Here is a 15,771-nt window from a genome sequence, read left to right as displayed (position 1 = left end):
GGTGCCCGCTGCAGGTGGCCTAGGGCACCTGCAGTCCTGCCTGGCGCAGCAATGCGGCCAGGCGGATCAGCGGGAGGCCGATCAGGCTGGTCGGATCCTCTCCCTGCATGGCTTCGAACAGGGCGATGCCTAGGCCTTCGGCCTTGAAGCTGCCAGCGCAGTCATAGGGTTGCTCCGCCCGCAGATAGCGGTCGATGGTCGCAGCATCCAGCGGGCGAAAGCGCACCTGGAAATCCACCACCTCGCTGCGGCACTCGCCACTGCGGCTGTCCAGTACGGCCAGGCCGGTATGGAACACCAGGGTGCGACCGCTGGCCCGGGCCAGCTGCTGGTGGGCGCGGTCATGCGTCAGGGGCTTGCCAAGAATCTCGCCGTCGATGGCGGTCGCCTGATCCGAGCCGATGATAAGTGTCGGCTCCCGCTGATCGGCCAGGGCGGCGGCCTTGGCGCGGGCCAGGCGCTCCACCAGTGCCCGCGGGCTTTCGCCGGGTAGCGGCGTCTCGTCGATGTCCGGCGACTGGTGGACGAAGGGCAGCTGCAGCCTTTCCAGCAATTGGCGGCGGTAAGGCGAGCTGGAAGCGAGTAGAATGAGAGGCATCAGTTTGTTCTCGGGCGAGGTCGACCAAAGGTCGGTCGGAGTCGCTTCGGGGTTAATTTCCTTTGACAGCCGTAAGGCCGTCCCTATAATGGCGCGCTTATGTTGAATGGGCCAATTCCACCTCAGGTCGATCCTCGCAAATTGGCGGATCGCGGCGTAACCCTCAAGGATGAGCTGCCTCTCGCGAACATGCGGCGTGTCGGCGAGCAGCTCGTGAAGTCCGAAGGCGCGGTTGCCGTCGTCCTCGACTTCGGGCGTGATCAACAAAAGCAATTCGTTATCCATGGTGTCCTGGATACCAGGGTCGAGATGATTTGCCAGCGTTGTCTGGAGCCGGCAGTGCTTCCCATTAGCAGCGAATTCGATTTCGCCGTGCTCTGGGAAGGGAAGTCGGCCGATGCCTTGCCACAGGGTTACGATGCCCTGGAGGTTGGTGAAGAGCCCCTGGATCTGCATAGTCTGATCGAAGAAGAGCTGCTGCTCGCGCTGCCGATCATTCCCGTGCATCCAGAAGGTGCTTGCCAGCATCCGGAAGGTTTCGAGGCGCCCGAAGAGCCGGCGGACGAGGAAAAGCGACCCAACCCGTTCAGTGTACTTGCGCAGTTGAAGCGTGACCCAAACGTTTAGGAGTTAAATCATGGCTGTTCAGCAGAACAAAAAATCCCGTTCCGCTCGCGATATGCGTCGTTCGCACGACGCCCTCGAAGCGAACGCTCTGTCCGTGGAAAAGAGCACTGGTGAAGTTCACCTGCGCCACCACGTGTCGCCCGACGGTTTCTACCGCGGTCGCAAAGTGATCGACAAAGGTTCCGACGAGTAATCCTCGATCGAAATCGTCATCGCGATCGATGCAATGGGCGGGGACTTCGGTCCCCGCTGCATTGTTCCTGCTTCATTCGACGCTCTCGAGCGTTTCCCCGCCTTACACCTCCTTCTCTGTGGTCAGCGCGACGCCCTGTCGGCCTGGTCACCGCCTGCCTCTCTTGCCGCTCGCCTGCAGTTCGAATACGTCGATGGCCTCGTCGGGCCCGATGAGCGACCCGCCAGTGTGGTGCGCAGTCGCACCCGTACGTCCATGCACGCCGCGCTCGAAGCGGTGCAGCAAGGCCGCGCCCAGGGCTGCCTGAGCGCCGGCAATACCGGGGCCTGGATGGCGCTGGCGCGCCTGCTGCTCGGGACGCTGCCGGGCATCGATCGCCCGGCGATGATGTCGGCACTGCCCGGGCAGGGCAGGCATCAGACGCTGCTGCTGGATCTTGGCGCCAATCTCGACACCACCGCCGAACAGCTAGTGCAATTCGCCTATCTGGGGGCAGGTGCGGCCCAGGCCCGGGGCCTGGCGCGGCCAAGGGTCGCGCTGCTCAATGTCGGTCGTGAACCGGGCAAGGGCACGCCGGTGATCCAGGACGCCGCACGGCGCCTCGCCCAGAGTCAGGCCTTCAACTTCATCGGCTTCGTCGAGGGCAGTGATCTCTATGCCGCGGTGGCGGATGTGGTGGTCTGCGATGGCTTCACCGGCAATGCCGTGCTCAAGTCCGGAGAGGCGCTGCTACGCCTGTTGGTTGAGCGCAGCGGCACGGCCTCCTGGCTTGAGCGTCAGTTGCTGCAGCCCTGGCTGGCCCGACGTTTCCGTCACTGGGATCCGGAGTTGCGCAATGGCGCGAGCTTTCTCGGCCTGAATGCGGTGGTGGTGAAAAGCCATGGCGCGGCAGGCGAAGTCGGTCTCGTTCAGGCCATCGAGCGGGCCCTGCGCGATGTGGAGACTGATCTCCCCGGACGGATCCGGTTAAACTTGGCGGTTCTGAAAGCGGTGTGACCGACCGGTCGACACCGACATCTCAGTCTGTCAGTGGCGGAACCACGGTTTCGCCGGCAATGGACCTACAAGAGACCTGCCTATGTCCGCCTCTCTCGCTTTCGTCTTTCCCGGTCAGGGTTCCCAGGCCCTGGGCATGCTGGGTGAGCTGGCCACGCACCACGCGCTGATCGGCGAAACCTTCGCCGAAGCGTCCGCTGTCCTCGGCTATGACCTCTGGGCGCTGACCCAGCAGGGCCCGCAGGGGTCGCTCAATCAGACCCACCGTACCCAGCCCGCCATCCTGACCGCCTCCATCGCGCTGTGGCGTCTGTGGCTGGCCGAAGGCGGCGCCAGGCCGGCCTATGTCGCCGGTCACAGCCTGGGCGAATATTCGGCGCTGGTCGCCGCAGGCAGTCTGCCGTTCGCCGAGGCGGTACGCTTGGTGGCGCGCCGCGGTGAGCTGATGCAGGAAGCCGTCCCCGCCGGGCAGGGTGGCATGGCCGCCATCCTGGGTCTGGAAGACGCCCAGGTGCTGGCCGCCTGTGCCGAAGCCGCCCGGGGTGAAGTGGTGAGTGCGGTCAACTTCAACGCTCCGGGGCAGGTGGTGATCGCCGGTGCCGCCGCTGCGGTAGAGCGCGCCATCGAGGCCTGCAAGGCCCTGGGTGCCAAGCGCGCCGTGGCCCTGCCGGTCAGCGTGCCCTCCCACTGCGAGCTGATGCGTCCGGCGGCCGAGCGCTTCGCCAAGGACGTGCGTGGCTGCACCTGGAGCCAGCCCGAGATTCCGGTAGTACAAAACGTCAATGCCGGCGTCAACACCGATCTGGCCAGCCTCCAGCAGGATCTGCTGGCCCAGCTGTACAGTCCGGTGCGCTGGGTCGAGTCCGTGCAGTACCTGGCTGCCCAGGGTGTCACCCACCTGGTGGAGTGCGGCCCCGGCAAGGTCCTGGCCGGTCTGAACAAGAGATGCGTCAAGGGCGTGGAAACACTGGCCCTGGACACCCCCGACGCCTTCGCCGCCGCGCGCGCGGCTTTTTGAATCGAGGAAAACGAGATGAGTCTGCAAGGTAAGGTCGCCCTGGTCACGGGCGCCACGCGTGGTATCGGTCAAGCCATCGCCCAGGAACTGGGTCGGCTCGGCGCCACCGTAATCGGCACCGCGACCAGCGAGGCGGGCGCCCAGCGCATCGCCGAGTCGCTCAAGGCCAATGGCATCGAAGGTACCGGTCTGGTGCTCAACGTGTCCGACAGCGCCTCCGTCGCGACTGCCCTCGAGCAGGTCCAGACGCAATTCGGCGCGCCGTCGATCCTGGTCAACAACGCTGGTATCACCCGCGACAACCTGATGCTGCGGATGAAGGACGATGAGTGGTTCGACGTGATCGATACTAACCTCAACAGCCTGTTCCGGCTCTCCAAGGCCGTGCTCAAGGGCATGACCAAGGGGCGCTGGGGTCGTATCATCAGCATCGGCTCGGTGGTCGGCGCCATGGGTAATGCCGGTCAGGCCAACTATGCCGCCGCCAAGGCCGGTCTCGAGGGCTTTACCCGGGCGCTGGCCCGCGAGGTGGGTTCGCGCAACATCACCGTCAATGCCGTGGCCCCGGGGTTCATCGACACCGATATGACCCGTGAGCTGCCCGAAGCCCAGCGCACCGCGCTGCTGACCCAGATCCCGGCCGGCCGCCTCGGTCAGGCCGACGAGATCGCCAAGGTGGTCGGCTTCCTGGCGGGCGAGGGCGCGGCCTATGTGACCGGCGCCACGATCCCCGTGAATGGCGGAATGTACATGAGCTGACCGACGTTACCCCCCGCGCGGCTATTGCGCTAAGCTGGTAAACTGTCGGACCAGCAATGGCCGCGCATACGTCTTGATGTCGCGTCAGCTTGAAATACGGAAATCCCTTTCTATACACTTACGCGCAATCCGTTGTGCGGATTTTTCCTTTAGGAGTGAGAACACGGTATGAGCACCATCGAAGAACGCGTTAAGAAGATCGTCGCTGAGCAGCTCGGCGTGAAGGAAGAGGAAGTTACCAACAGCGCTTCCTTCGTCGAGGATCTGGGCGCCGACTCCCTTGACACCGTCGAACTGGTGATGGCTCTGGAAGAGGAATTCGAGACCGAAATCCCGGACGAGCAGGCTGAGAAGATCACCACCGTCCAGGAAGCTATCGACTACATCGTTGCTCACCAGCAATAAGTAGCCGCCAGTTTCGGACAAAAGAAGCCGCACGTCCTGTAGGGCGTGCGGCTTTTCTTTAGGTCCAAGGTCAAGATCGATGCAATCGGCTGTTTTTAAGAGGGGTGGCCGCCCCGGAAGGACAAGAGGAGTTGGGTGTGTCGCGTAGACGTGTCGTGATCACGGGTATGGGCATGGTATCGCCGCTTGGCGCCGATGTGGCGAGCAGCTGGGAAGGCATCCTGGCCGGTCGCAGCGGTATCGCGCCGATCGAGCATATGGACGTCTCTGCCTTCAGCACGCGGATCGGCGGATCGGTCAGGGGATTCGACGTGGAGCAGTATCTGTCCGCGAAGGAAGCCCGCAAGCTGGATCTGTTCATCCAATACGGTCTCGCCGCCAGCTTCCAGGCCATGCGTGACAGCGGTCTCGAGGTCAACGATGGCAATCGCGAGCGCATGGGTGTCGCCATGGGTTCCGGCATCGGCGGACTGACCAATATCGAGGCGAATTGCCAGTCGCTGCTCGCCCAGGGTCCCCGCCGTATTTCCCCCTTTTTCGTACCGGGCTCCATCATCAACATGGTGTCCGGCTTCCTGTCGATCCACTTGGGTCTGCAGGGCCCCAATTACGCCATCGCCACTGCCTGTACCACGGCGACGCACTGCATCGGCATGGCGGCGCGCAACATCGCCTATGGCGAAGCCGACGTCATGGTCGCCGGCGGTTCGGAGATGGCGACCTCGGGGCTGGGTCTGGGTGGCTTCGGCGCGGCGCGTGCCCTGTCGACCCGCAATGACGATCCGACCCGCGCCAGCCGTCCCTGGGATCGTGATCGCGATGGCTTCGTGCTGTCCGACGGTGCCGGCGCCCTGGTGCTGGAAGACTACGAGCACGCCAAGGCGCGGGGCGCCCGCATCTATGCCGAGCTGATCGGCTTCGGCATGAGCGCGGACGCCTTCCACATGACCGCCCCGCCGGAAGATGGCGCGGGTGCTGCTCGCTGCATGAGAGCGACGCTCAAGGATGCCGGTATCGCGCCGGAAGCGGTCGACTACGTCAACGCCCATGGCACCTCCACGCCGGCCGGCGACCTGGCCGAAGTGGCGGCCTTGAAGCAGGTGTTCGGCGAGCAGGCCAAGCGCCTGAGCGTGAGCTCTACCAAGTCCATGACCGGTCATTTGCTGGGCGCCGCCGGTGCGGTGGAAGCCATCTTCACGGTGCTCGCCCTGCGCGACCAGGTGGCGCCGCCCACCATCAATCTGGACAATCCCAGCGACGGCTGCGATCTGGACTTCGTGCCCCACGAGGCACGGCAGCGGCCCATCGAAGTGGCGCTGTCCAATTCGTTCGGCTTTGGTGGCACCAACGGCAGTCTGGTGTTCCGGCGCTTCGACGCTTGATCCAGGACTGGCTCAACGGCCAACCGCTGGAGCCTGGTCTGCAACGCGATCGGGGTCTGGCCTATGGCGATGGGCTGTTCGAGACCATCGCGGTACGCCGGGGCCAGCCGCGTCTGCTCGAGCGTCATCTGCAGCGGCTGGCCACCGGTTGCCAGCGGCTGCGTATTCCCTGCGACATCGCCCAGCTGGACGCCGAGATCCGCGCCTATGCGGCGCTGCTGGGGGAGGGCGTGGCCAAGCTGCTGCTCACCCGCGGCGAAGGCCTGCGCGGTTACGCCCCGCCGGCCGAACCAGAGGTCCGGCGCCTGCTGCTGGGCTCGCCCACGGCGGCCTATCCACCGGCTCACGCGACCGAGGGCATCGCCCTCTATCCCTGCACGACGCGTCTGGCTACCCAGCCGTTGCTGGCCGGGCTCAAGCACCTGAATCGACTCGAACAGGTCCTGGCGCGTGGGGAATGGACCATTACCGACTATGCCGAAGGCCTGATGCTGGATCAGGACGGCCGGCCGATCGAAGGGGTGTTCAGCAATCTGTTCCTGGTCTGCGCGGGGCGGCTGCAGACCCCCGCGCTCGATCATTGTGGCGTGGCCGGCGTGCTGCGCGGTCTGTTGCTCGACCTCGCTGCCCAGGCAGGCATCCGGAGCGAGGTCCGGCCACTGGCGCTGGACGAGCTGCTCGGTGCCGACGAAGTTTTCCTCTGCAACAGCCAATACGGTATCTGGCCCGTGCGCCGGTACGCAGCCGCGAACTGGTCCGTGGGGCCGGTGACCCGTAAACTGCAAGGTTCGATAAACGAGATTCTGGAATAGCCGATGCGCAAGGCGAGAGCTCTGCTTACGGCGGTCTTGGCCGCCGGTGGCCTGCTGCTGGTCCTGGCCGGTTGGCGCCAGCACCAGGCACTGATTCAGCCGTTGAAAGTCGATGGCGAGCAACTGATCGAGATCCCCAAGGGCGGGACCCCGGGCGGCAGTCTGCTGCGCCTGGAAGAGCAGGGCGTACTCGATGGCGCCTTCTGGCTGCGCCTGTATTGGCGCTTCAATCTGGCCGGGCAGACGCTGCACAGTGGCGAATACCGCCTGACCCCGGGCATGACGGTGGAGCAATTGTTCAGCCTCTGGCGCAAGGGCGAGGTGGTGCAATACGGCCTTACCCTGGTGGAAGGCTGGAATATCCACCAGGTCCGCGCTGCCCTGGCGCGCCAGCCCAAGCTCGAGCACGACACCGCCGAGCTGGACGATGCGGCCCTGATGAAACGCCTGGGGCTGGACGGCCAGCACCCCGAGGGACGTTTCTTTCCCGATACCTATCGCTATGTGAAGGGCCAGCGCGAATCCGAGCTGTTGCGCCAGGCCAACCAGCGCCTGCAGGCCGTGCTCGATCAGGAATGGCAGGCGCGGGATCCCGCGGTGCCCTACAAGGACGCCTACCAGGCGCTGATCATGGCCTCGCTGGTGGAAAAGGAAACGGGCGTCCCCGAAGAACGCGACGAGATCGCCGGGGTCTTTGTCCGGCGCCTGGCGGCCGGCATGCTGCTGCAGACCGATCCCACGGTGATCTACGGCATGGGCGAGCGCTACAACGGCCGGATCACCCGCGCCGATCTGCGCGAGCCCTCGCCCTACAACACCTATCTCAACGCGGGGCTCCCCCCCACGCCGATTGCCATGCCCGGTCGCGAGGCCATCCATGCGGCGCTGCATCCCAAGGACGGCGACAGCCTGTATTTCGTCGCCCGTGGTGATGGCAGCCATGTCTTCTCCAAGGACCTGGAAGCGCACAACCAGGCGGTCCGCGACTTCCAGCTCAAGCGGCGCTCCGACTATCGCTCCAGTCCCGCTCCGCAGACGCCCGAAACCAAGGAAACCCCATGACGGCAAACGGCCTTTTCATAACCCTCGAAGGCCCCGAGGGCGCGGGCAAGAGCACCAACCGCGACTATCTCGCCGAACTTCTTGGCGCCAGCGGGCGTGAGGTGGTGCTGACCCGCGAGCCGGGTGGCACGCCGCTGGCCGAGCGTATCCGCGAGATCCTGCTGGCGCCGGCGGCCGAGCCCATGGCCGTGGATACCGAGTTGCTGCTGATGTTTGCCGCCCGCGCCCAGCACCTGGCCCAGGTCATCCGGCCCGCCCTGGCGCGCGGGGCCCTGGTGCTCTGCGATCGCTTCGTCGATGCGACCTATGCCTACCAGGGCGGCGGCCGCGGCGTACCCGTCGAGCGCATCGCAACCCTGGAAGCCTTCGTGCTGGGCGATCTGCAACCCGATCTGACCCTGGTGTTCGACCTGCCGGTGGACATCGGCCTGGCCCGTGCCGCCCGCCGTGGTGCCCTGGACAGATTCGAGCAGGAGCAGCGCGCCTTCTTCGAGGCGGTGCGCCAGACCTATCTGGATCGCGCCCGGGCCGTGCCGGCGCGCTATCGTCTGATCGATGCCTCGCGCAGTCTCGCCGAGGTGCAGACGGATCTGCGCGCCCTGGTCGCCACCCTGGAGTCAACGTTTGGTGGCTGACGTCTATCCCTGGCAGCAGGACCTCTGGGCGCGGATCTCGCCCCGGCGGCAGCATCCCCATGCCTATCTGCTGCATGGCCCGCGCGGCATCGGCAAGCGTGACCTGGCCGAACGCCTGGCTGCCCTGCTGCTGTGCCAGGCGCCCCAGGGCGATGCCGCCTGCGGCCAGTGCAAGGCCTGTTCGCTGCTCAGGGCCGGGACCCATCCCGATTACTGCGTGATCCAGCCGGAAGAGGCCGAGAAGCCCATCCGCGTCGATCAGATCCGCGGGCTGGTGGACTTCGTTACCCAGACCGCCCAGCTGGGCGGGCGCAAGCTGATCCTGCTGGAGCCGGTCGAGGCGATGAACCTCAATGCCGCCAACGCCCTGCTCAAGAGTCTGGAAGAGCCCTCGGGCGCTACCGTGCTGCTGCTGGTGAGCCATCAGCCGAGTCGCCTGCTGCCCACTGTGCGCAGCCGCTGCGTGCAGCAGGCCTGTCCGGTGCCCTCGCGCGCCGAGAGTCTCGCCTGGCTGGGCGAGCGCCTGCCGGAGCTCGAGGAAGAGATCCGCATCCAGTTGCTGGTGCTGGCCGGCGGCTCGCCGCTGGCGGCCCTGCGCCTGCATGGCGAGGACGTGCTCGCCCGCCGGGCCCTGGTGGTGGAGGGGGTGAAGCGCCTGCTCAAGCGCCAGGCGGGGCCCAGTCAGCTGGCCGAGAGCTGGAACGCCGTGCCGCTGCCGCTGTTGCTCGACTGGTTCTGCGAGTGGACCCATGGCGTCCTGCGCCAGCAGTGGGGTGGCGCCGATGCCGAAGCCGCACCGGACATGGCCAAGGTGCTGGGTTATCTGGCCGAGAAGAGCGCGCCGCAGGCGGTGCTGACCCTGCAGGAATGGCTGCATGCCGAGCGGCAGAAGGTGCTGGGCAAAGCCAACCTCAACCGCGTATTGTTGCTGGAATCGCTGTTGATCCGCTGGGCCGGCCTGGTGCCCGGACGCTAGCGATCCGCGCGTTCGTCTTGCCTGTCTTGAGAGAATCTCATGAGTTTGACGCAGAACCTGGGCCCCCGTAATGGCATTCTGTCCCTTACCATCAAGGACAAGTCGGTGCTCTATGCCGCCTACATGCCCTTCATCCGCAATGGTGGCCTGTTCATTCCGACGGGCAAGACCTACAAGCTCGGCGACGAGGTCTTCATGCTGCTCAACCTGATGGACGAGCCGGACAAGATCCCGGTCGCCGGCAAGGTGGTCTGGATCACCCCCAAGGGCGCCCAGGGCAATAGAGCCGCCGGGGTCGGCGTGCAGTTCAACGAAGGCGACAATACCGCGCGCAACAAGATCGAAACCTATCTGGCCGGCTCGCTGAAGTCGGACCGTCCCACCCATACCATGTGATGCCCGCGCCGTCCCGCTGGGGCGGGGTGTCGCTGCTGATTCAAGGCTATTTCTCGTGCACTTCGTCGACTCCCACTGTCACCTGGATCGACTCGATCTTTCCCTTCACGACGGCTCCCTGGACGCAGCGCTGGATGCCGCGCGCGCCCGGGGCGTCAGCCAGTTCCTCTGCATCGGCGTCGATGCCGGCAATGCCCCCACGGTGCAGGCCCTGGCCGAACGCTATGCCGACGTCCACTGCGCCGTGGGTATCCATCCGCTGGATGCAGCCCAGGGCAGTGCCATCGATCTCGACTGGCTGCTCGCGCGGCTGGCCCATCCCCGCGTCGCCGCCATCGGCGAGACCGGGCTGGACTATCACTATCAGCCGGACACCGCCGAGATCCAGCAGCGGTCCTTCGCCCTGCACCTGGAGGCGGCCCGCCGCACGGCGCTGCCCCTGGTGATCCATACCCGCGAGGCGCGGGCCGACACCCTGGCCATGCTGGGCACCGCCGACCTGCCAGGCGCCGGGGTGCTGCACTGCTTCACCGAGGATTGGGCGACGGCCAAAGCTGCCCTTGATCTGGGCTTCTACATCTCCTTTTCCGGCATCCTGACCTTTCGCAATGCCGCCGACCTGCGCGACGTCGCACGCCAGGTGCCGGCCGATCGCCTGCTGGTGGAAACCGATTCGCCCTATCTGGCACCGGTGCCCCACCGCGGCAAGGCCAATCTGCCGCAATTCGTGGTCGAGGTCGCCCAGTGCCTGGCCGACGTGCGAGGCGTCAGTCTGGAGACCCTGGCCGAGCAGACCACAGCCAACTTCCGGCAGCTGTTCCCCCGCGCCACCCTCTAGGCAAAAAAATGGCCCGGGTATCCAAGGATACCCGGGCCGGACCAGCGGTTCGCCTGGATGGAGAGCCGCCTCCCTGGCCCGCGCCGCGGGGGTCGACGCGGCCAGTCACTTGAGTATTGGTCAGCTCGGAGAAAGGTCCAGTCGGGATTGGACGTTTTTTAAACAGTTTTGGAATAGCGCTGCCCCGACACTGGCTATCCCGGGCCTTTCAGGCCGTCAGAAGCGCGCCAGCGCCCCGACCAGATCCAGCGTCTGTTCCAGTACGTGCTCGCTGGTATAGAAGTGTGGCGACAGGCGGATGCCCGGACCCCGCTGGGCGCAGACCACGTCGGCGGTCTTGAGACGTTCGAACAGTTGGCGGTTGTCCCAGCCTTCGAGCGAGAAGGTGAGGATGCCCGAGCGCCGCTCGACGTTGGCCGGCGAATGCAGGACGGCACCGGGCAGGCGGCGGATATGGCTGTCGAGCAGCTCGATCCGCGCCAGCAGGTCCTTGCCCACCTGTTCCATGCCGGCATCCTCCAGTAGCGACAGACTCGCCTCCAGGGCCACCGCACCGAGCATGTTGGGGCTGCCGCACTCGAAGCGCATCGCCGTCCTGGCCGGTTGCCATTCGCGCTGGCTGTAGTCACCGGCGTTGTCCAGCATGTGCCAGCCATACTCGTGCAGCTTCAGTTGCTCGCGCAGATCGGCGCGGCAATAGAAGACCCCCAGGCCTTCCGGGCCGAGCATCCACTTGTGGCCGTCGGCCATGGCGAAGGCGCAGTTGCAGGCCTGGGCATCGAAGGGCAGGGCGCCCAGTTGCTGGATGGCATCGACGCACAGCAGCACGCCCTTGGCGTCGCAGCCCTGGCCCAGCTGGGGCAGGTCCAGGCGCAGGCCGCTGGCGTACTGCACGGCGCTGATGGCCATGAGTCGGGTGCGCGGGCCGCAGGCGGCCAGCAGATTGGCCTCGGGGGTGTCACCCAGGCTGACTTCCACCACCTCGACGCCGAAGCGGGCCAGGGCTTCCCAGACCACCCGGTTGGAGGGGAACTCCTCGTCGCTGATCACCACCTGGTCGCCACTCTGCCAATCCAGGCCGAAGGCGACGAAGGAGAGCGCTTCCGAGGTGTTCTTCACCAGGGCGATGTCGCTGCTGGACGGCGCATTGAGCAGGCGGGTCAGGCGATCGCGCAGGCGCTGCTCCATGACCAGCCAGGTCGGATAGTTGCGCGCACCGTATTGGCAGTTTTCGGCGGCGAATTCGGTGACGGCCTGCGCGGCGCGCTTGGGCCACGGGGCCACGGCCGCGTGGTTGAGGTATCTCATGGCGTAGGCCTGAGGGAATTCGTGCTTCCAGGAAGACATTGACTCGATCCGTACAATCTGGGTGTGATGGGGCATAATAAGGGGCGCGCCCGCGCGGTTCACCGATGCTTTCGGTGCAGCTCGCCCAAGGTGTGACGAAGTGCCGGTATGCCGAGGGGTGACTGGCGATTCGAAGGCCCTATCCCTTTTCAAAACAACAAGTGGGCTGCCATGCAGAAAGAATCCCGCAAAGTCCGCGAGTTCCGTCGCCGCGAACAGGAAATCCTCGATACCGCCCTGCAGCTGTTTCTCTCCGAAGGAGAAGACAGCGTCACCGTCGAGATGATCGCCGAGGCGGTCGGTATCGGCAAAGGCACCATCTACAAGCACTTCAATTCCAAGGCCGAGATCTATCTGCGGCTGATGCTGGATTACGAGCGGGACCTGGCCGAGCTGTTCCAGTCGGACAACGTCGCCCGCGACCGCGAAGCGCTCTCCCGCGCCTATTTCGAATTCCGCATGAGCGATCCGCAGCGCTATCGCCTGTTCGATCGACTCGAGGAGAAGGTGGTCAAGACGCGTCAGGTGCCCGAGCTGGTCGAGCAGCTGCACAGCATCCGCACCTCCAACTTCCAGCGGCTGACCAGTCTGATCGAAGGCCGGATCGACGAAGGCAAGCTCGAGGACGTACCGCCCTATTTCCATTACTGCGCCGCCTGGGCGCTGGTGCACGGGGCCGTGGCCCTTTACCATTCGCCCTTCTGGCGCGACGTGCTGGAGGATCAGGAAGGTTTCTTCCAGTTCCTCATGGAGATCGGCGTGCGCATGGGCAACCGCCGCAAGCGAGACGTCGAAACGCCTGTCCGATCCTAGGGTCCGATAGAGGCAAGGGATGCCGCGCCATCCCTTTTCTCTTGTCCCACTGGAGTACCCCCAAGATGATCGTTGACCGCCAGGGTAGGGCGTTTCGCAACTTGCGGATCAGCCTCACGGCGGCCTGCAACTATGCCTGTACGTACTGCGTGCCCGATGGCAAGCGGCTCGTGGCGGCGCAGGACGAACTCAGTGCCGAAACCATGGCCCGGGGCGTGGAATACCTCATCGATGCCGCCGGTATCGAACGGCTGCGCATCACCGGGGGCGAACCCCTGGTCACGCCGCGGCTGGAACCCTTTCTCGCCCGTGTCTCCCAGCTCGGCCTCAAGGACATCAGCCTGACCACCAACGGTCAGTTGCTGCTGCGCAAGCTGGATTTCCTCATCGACCACGGTATCCGTCGCCTCAACGTCTCCCTCGACACCCTCGATGCCGAAGCCTTTCCGCGTCTGGCGCGGGGCGGCGATCTGGCCACGGTGCTGGCCGGACTGGACGCGGCGCGGGCCGCCGGTCTCAAGATCAAGCTGAACATGGTGCCCCTGCGCGGCCAGAATCTCGACCAGGTGCTGCCGCTGCTGGACTACTGCCTGGAGCGGGGCTTCGAGCTGAGATTCATCGAGCTGATGCGCATGGGGCACCTGGCCAAGAATCCCGCGACCTTCAACAACCAGCTGGTACCCCTGGCCGAATTGCTGGAGATCATAGGGTCGCGCCATGCCTATGTGCAGGCCGATGCCCCGGTGGATTCCACGGCGCTGCGCTATCGCGTCGAGTCGGGCGGCCACTTCGGCGTCATCGCCAACGAAAGCGTGCCCTTCTGCCGGACCTGCTCGCGACTGCGCCTGTCGTCCACCGGCTGGCTGCATGGCTGTCTGTCGTCGAGCAACCGCCATTATGTCGGCGATCTGCTGGACAAGCCGCGTCACCTGGCATTGCCAGCGCTGCAGCGGCTGCTGGTCAAGGCGCTGGGCGACAAGCAGGAGGTGGCCTTCTCAGGGGGTGTGACCGTCATGAAGATCATCGGCGGCTGATCTACCGGCTGCGCCTCGAAGTGGCGCGAAAGCTGCTAAGGCCCCTGTATCGACGACAACTTGGCGCCGGACAGGGGTCTGCTCTTCATGGTCAAACTGCGTTTTCTATTCATTTCCGTGCTGCTGGCCTGCCTGGGCGGCTGCATGAACGTCAGCGACATGGCGTCCGGTGTCGAGTACCACCTGCGCGACGCGGGGCTGCTCGACTACAGCAAGACCCAGCGGCTGAACAACTTTCGGCTGCAGGCCGACTCCTACATCTACATAGCCCAGGGGGCCTTCGTGCCCGTGGGCCATCCCTATGCCCGCCCGAACGTGGTGGCGGAAGAGGCCTTCAAAGGCTTTGTGGAATACTTCCCGCGGGTAAGGCGGGCAGACAAACCTGAGGGTTTCGACGAGGCCATGGCCAAGGCCCGGCAGCTCGGGGCCCACTATGTGCTCTATACCCGCTTCGCCGGCGCGGACGATCGCATCGGCACCTGGGAGGAATGGGAGGATCAGGACGACATCGGCCGGGTCGGGCGCGATCGCAGCGTCGTGCAGATGATGCTGGTGGAGACCGCTACCTTCCGCCTGGTGGACACGGCGCGGATCCGCAGTCGTGGCGGCTTCCTGACGTTCTATGACGAGCGCCCGGAAGACTTGCTCGGGCCGGCGCTCAATGAATATGCCCAACGCCTGCTCGGTTTGGGCCCCCGGTAGAGGAGAAGGGCGTGACCCAGGTTGACGTGACGCGGAATCTGCTGGCGCAGCTGCCAGCCGCCGAGGACGGCAAGCTGCCACCCGTGGAGCTCTGGCACCCGCCGTTCTGCGGCGACATCGACATGCGCATCGCCCGGGACGGCAGCTGGTATCACCAGGGCACGCCCATCACCCGCCCGGCCATGGTCCGGCTGTTCTCCACCATCTTGAGGCGCGATCCCGAGCGCTATGTACTGGTGACGCCGGTGGAATGCGTGGGCATCCAGGTCGAGGATGTGCCCTTTCTGGCCGTGGATGTCGAATGGAGCGGCAGCGGTAGGGAGCAGGCCCTGGATTTCGTCACTAACGTCGGGGATCGAGTCGCCGCGAGCGCCGAGCACCCGCTGCGATTCGAAGAACAGGATGACCAGCCTGCACCTTATGTCCGAGTGCGCGGCGGTCTGGAGGCGCGGCTCAATCGGGCGGTGTTCTATCGGCTGATGGAGAGGGTCGAGGAGGGCACCCACGAGGGCCGTTCCTGGCTTGGCGTCTGGAGTCGCGGCAGCTTCTTTCCCGTCGCCCCCGCTGAATAGCGAAAGGGCCCCGCAGGGCCCTTTTTTACGCTTACATGTTGGGGTAGTTGGGACCCCCGCTGCCTTCCGGCGCTACCCAGGTGATGTTCTGCGCCGGGTCCTTGATGTCGCAGGTCTTGCAGTGGACGCAATTCTGGGCATTGATCTGGAAGCGCGGCTCGTCACCATCGCGGACCACCTCGTAGACCCCGGCCGGGCAGTAGCGCTGGGCGGGTTCGTCGTACAGCGGCAGGTTCTGCGCGATGGGAATCGAGGGATCCCTGAGCTTCAGGTGAACCGGCTGGTCTTCCTCGTGGTTGGTGTTGGAGAGGAACACCGAGGACAGCTTGTCGAAGCTCAGCTTGCCATCAGGCTTGGGATAGCTGATGCGCGGTGCCTCGTCGGCCTTCTTCAGGCAGGTGTGGTCCATGCGCCGATCGTGCAGGGTAAAGGGCAGGGCGCCACCCAGCAGGTTGTGCTCGACGAAGGCGAAGGCCGGGCCCAGTAGCGGACCGAACTTGTGCATGGCCGGACCGAAGTTGCGGCTGGCGTGCAGCTCTTCCTGCACCCAGCTGCCCTTGAAGCCATCGACGTAACCCTGGAGTTCGTCGCCTTCGCGACCGGCCG

Annotated in this window: 20 protein-coding genes; 17 read left to right on the top strand and 3 right to left on the bottom strand. The window is 65.3% G+C overall.

Features of this window, described 5'->3' with window-relative positions; genetic code table 11:
* Positions 1 to 19: 19 nt before the first annotated feature.
* Positions 20 to 598 (bottom strand): nucleoside triphosphate pyrophosphatase, encoded by a 579-nt coding sequence (locus GSQ95_RS05025; RefSeq protein WP_158892609.1) that lies wholly within the window; start codon positions 596 to 598, stop codon positions 20 to 22.
* Between the two features lie 99 nt (positions 599 to 697).
* On the opposite strand from GSQ95_RS05025, the gene GSQ95_RS05020 reads away from it, so the two are divergent.
* From GSQ95_RS05020 to GSQ95_RS04960, 13 genes are all read left to right on the top strand, one after another.
* Positions 698 to 1,225 (top strand): YceD family protein, encoded by a 528-nt coding sequence (locus GSQ95_RS05020; RefSeq protein WP_158892611.1) that lies wholly within the window; start codon positions 698 to 700, stop codon positions 1,223 to 1,225.
* A 10-nt stretch (positions 1,226 to 1,235) separates the two neighbouring features.
* Positions 1,236 to 1,418, top strand: a complete 183-nt coding sequence (rpmF, locus tag GSQ95_RS05015) for a 50S ribosomal protein L32 (protein ID WP_007160601.1) — start codon at positions 1,236 to 1,238, stop codon at positions 1,416 to 1,418.
* Positions 1,419 to 1,424: 6 nt separating this feature from the next.
* Positions 1,425 to 2,414 carry a phosphate acyltransferase PlsX gene (plsX, locus tag GSQ95_RS05010; protein WP_372240056.1) on the top strand — a complete coding sequence of 330 codons (990 nt, stop codon included), beginning with the start codon at positions 1,425 to 1,427 and terminating at the stop codon, positions 2,412 to 2,414.
* 82 nt (positions 2,415 to 2,496) lie between these two features.
* Entirely contained in the window at positions 2,497 to 3,432 is a 936-nt protein-coding gene (fabD, locus tag GSQ95_RS05005) for an ACP S-malonyltransferase (RefSeq protein ID WP_158892615.1), read from the top strand.
* 15 nt (positions 3,433 to 3,447) lie between these two features.
* On the top strand, positions 3,448 to 4,191 hold the full coding sequence (gene fabG / locus GSQ95_RS05000) for a 3-oxoacyl-ACP reductase FabG (RefSeq protein WP_158892617.1): 744 nt from the start codon (positions 3,448 to 3,450) through the stop codon (positions 4,189 to 4,191).
* 168 nt (positions 4,192 to 4,359) lie between these two features.
* Complete coding sequence (acpP, locus tag GSQ95_RS04995) at positions 4,360 to 4,596, top strand: acyl carrier protein (RefSeq protein ID WP_007160597.1); 237 nt, start codon at positions 4,360 to 4,362, stop codon at positions 4,594 to 4,596.
* A gap of 137 nt (positions 4,597 to 4,733) precedes the next feature.
* On the top strand, positions 4,734 to 5,978 hold the full coding sequence (fabF, locus tag GSQ95_RS04990; RefSeq protein ID WP_158892619.1) for a beta-ketoacyl-ACP synthase II: 1,245 nt from the start codon (positions 4,734 to 4,736) through the stop codon (positions 5,976 to 5,978).
* Positions 5,978 to 6,790: an aminodeoxychorismate lyase gene (pabC, locus tag GSQ95_RS04985; protein ID WP_178118415.1), complete on the top strand. Its 813-nt coding sequence runs from the start codon at positions 5,978 to 5,980 to the stop codon at positions 6,788 to 6,790. The genes fabF and pabC overlap by 1 nt, the downstream gene beginning before the upstream one ends.
* 3 nt (positions 6,791 to 6,793) lie before the next feature.
* The gene (mltG, locus tag GSQ95_RS04980; RefSeq protein ID WP_158892623.1) at positions 6,794 to 7,852 is read left to right on the top strand and encodes an endolytic transglycosylase MltG; all 1,059 of its coding nucleotides are present in this window, start codon (positions 6,794 to 6,796) and stop codon (positions 7,850 to 7,852) included.
* Positions 7,849 to 8,487, top strand: a complete 639-nt coding sequence (gene tmk, locus GSQ95_RS04975) for a dTMP kinase (protein ID WP_158892625.1) — start codon at positions 7,849 to 7,851, stop codon at positions 8,485 to 8,487. Before mltG ends, tmk begins: the two co-directional genes overlap by 4 nt.
* Positions 8,480 to 9,463, top strand: coding sequence for a DNA polymerase III subunit delta' (locus GSQ95_RS04970; protein WP_158892627.1), 984 nt, complete (start codon positions 8,480 to 8,482; stop codon positions 9,461 to 9,463). Before tmk ends, GSQ95_RS04970 begins: the two co-directional genes overlap by 8 nt.
* A gap of 39 nt (positions 9,464 to 9,502) precedes the next feature.
* Positions 9,503 to 9,859 carry a PilZ domain-containing protein gene (locus GSQ95_RS04965; RefSeq protein WP_158892629.1) on the top strand — a complete coding sequence of 119 codons (357 nt, stop codon included), beginning with the start codon at positions 9,503 to 9,505 and terminating at the stop codon, positions 9,857 to 9,859.
* 55 nt (positions 9,860 to 9,914) lie between these two features.
* Positions 9,915 to 10,697, top strand: coding sequence for a TatD family hydrolase (locus tag GSQ95_RS04960; protein ID WP_158892631.1), 783 nt, complete (start codon positions 9,915 to 9,917; stop codon positions 10,695 to 10,697).
* Positions 10,698 to 10,913: 216 nt separating this feature from the next.
* Here GSQ95_RS04960 and GSQ95_RS04955 read toward each other — a convergent pair whose 3' ends face one another.
* Positions 10,914 to 12,044 (bottom strand): aminotransferase class V-fold PLP-dependent enzyme, encoded by a 1,131-nt coding sequence (locus GSQ95_RS04955; RefSeq protein ID WP_158892633.1) that lies wholly within the window; start codon positions 12,042 to 12,044, stop codon positions 10,914 to 10,916.
* Between the two features lie 171 nt (positions 12,045 to 12,215).
* Here GSQ95_RS04955 and GSQ95_RS04950 point away from each other — a divergent pair, with 171 nt between their 5' ends.
* From GSQ95_RS04950 to GSQ95_RS04935, 4 genes are all read left to right on the top strand, one after another.
* Positions 12,216 to 12,857 carry a TetR/AcrR family transcriptional regulator gene (locus GSQ95_RS04950; protein ID WP_007160588.1) on the top strand — a complete coding sequence of 214 codons (642 nt, stop codon included), beginning with the start codon at positions 12,216 to 12,218 and terminating at the stop codon, positions 12,855 to 12,857.
* Positions 12,858 to 12,922: 65 nt separating this feature from the next.
* Positions 12,923 to 13,891 carry a GTP 3',8-cyclase MoaA gene (locus GSQ95_RS04945; protein WP_158892636.1) on the top strand — a complete coding sequence of 323 codons (969 nt, stop codon included), beginning with the start codon at positions 12,923 to 12,925 and terminating at the stop codon, positions 13,889 to 13,891.
* An 87-nt stretch (positions 13,892 to 13,978) separates the two neighbouring features.
* Entirely contained in the window at positions 13,979 to 14,593 is a 615-nt protein-coding gene (locus GSQ95_RS04940) for a DUF4823 domain-containing protein (RefSeq protein ID WP_158892638.1), read from the top strand.
* A gap of 11 nt (positions 14,594 to 14,604) precedes the next feature.
* Complete coding sequence (locus GSQ95_RS04935) at positions 14,605 to 15,165, top strand: DUF1285 domain-containing protein (RefSeq protein ID WP_158892640.1); 561 nt, start codon at positions 14,605 to 14,607, stop codon at positions 15,163 to 15,165.
* 31 nt (positions 15,166 to 15,196) lie between these two features.
* On the opposite strand, the gene GSQ95_RS04930 is transcribed toward GSQ95_RS04935, so the two are convergent.
* The coding region (locus GSQ95_RS04930; protein WP_178123833.1) for a 4Fe-4S dicluster domain-containing protein at positions 15,197 to 15,771 on the bottom strand (575 nt) is incomplete at its 5' end.

It is taken from the genome of Pseudomonas sp. BAV 4579 (assembly GCF_009765395.1).
Classification (GTDB): Bacteria; Pseudomonadota; Gammaproteobacteria; order Pseudomonadales; family Pseudomonadaceae; genus Chryseomonas; species Chryseomonas aestiva.
This window is presented reverse-complemented; position numbering and strand designations above follow the sequence as displayed.

What these genes read in the sequence shown, in the direction of transcription:
- acpP (WP_007160597.1), top strand. Translation starts at nt 4,360, where the DNA reads ATGAGCACCATCGAAGAACGCGTTAAGAAGATCGTCGCTGAGCAGCTC.
- GSQ95_RS04955 (WP_158892633.1), bottom strand. Translation starts at nt 12,044, where the DNA reads ATGTCTTCCTGGAAGCACGAATTCCCTCAGGCCTACGCCATGAGATAC.
- mltG (WP_158892623.1), top strand. Translation starts at nt 6,794, where the DNA reads ATGCGCAAGGCGAGAGCTCTGCTTACGGCGGTCTTGGCCGCCGGTGGC.
- GSQ95_RS04965 (WP_158892629.1), top strand. Translation starts at nt 9,503, where the DNA reads ATGAGTTTGACGCAGAACCTGGGCCCCCGTAATGGCATTCTGTCCCTT.
- GSQ95_RS04950 (WP_007160588.1), top strand. Translation starts at nt 12,216, where the DNA reads ATGCAGAAAGAATCCCGCAAAGTCCGCGAGTTCCGTCGCCGCGAACAG.
- GSQ95_RS05020 (WP_158892611.1), top strand. Translation starts at nt 698, where the DNA reads ATGTTGAATGGGCCAATTCCACCTCAGGTCGATCCTCGCAAATTGGCG.
- GSQ95_RS05025 (WP_158892609.1), bottom strand. Translation starts at nt 598, where the DNA reads ATGCCTCTCATTCTACTCGCTTCCAGCTCGCCTTACCGCCGCCAATTG.
- fabG (WP_158892617.1), top strand. Translation starts at nt 3,448, where the DNA reads ATGAGTCTGCAAGGTAAGGTCGCCCTGGTCACGGGCGCCACGCGTGGT.
- tmk (WP_158892625.1), top strand. Translation starts at nt 7,849, where the DNA reads ATGACGGCAAACGGCCTTTTCATAACCCTCGAAGGCCCCGAGGGCGCG.
- rpmF (WP_007160601.1), top strand. Translation starts at nt 1,236, where the DNA reads ATGGCTGTTCAGCAGAACAAAAAATCCCGTTCCGCTCGCGATATGCGT.
- GSQ95_RS04940 (WP_158892638.1), top strand. Translation starts at nt 13,979, where the DNA reads ATGGTCAAACTGCGTTTTCTATTCATTTCCGTGCTGCTGGCCTGCCTG.
- fabD (WP_158892615.1), top strand. Translation starts at nt 2,497, where the DNA reads ATGTCCGCCTCTCTCGCTTTCGTCTTTCCCGGTCAGGGTTCCCAGGCC.
- GSQ95_RS04945 (WP_158892636.1), top strand. Translation starts at nt 12,923, where the DNA reads ATGATCGTTGACCGCCAGGGTAGGGCGTTTCGCAACTTGCGGATCAGC.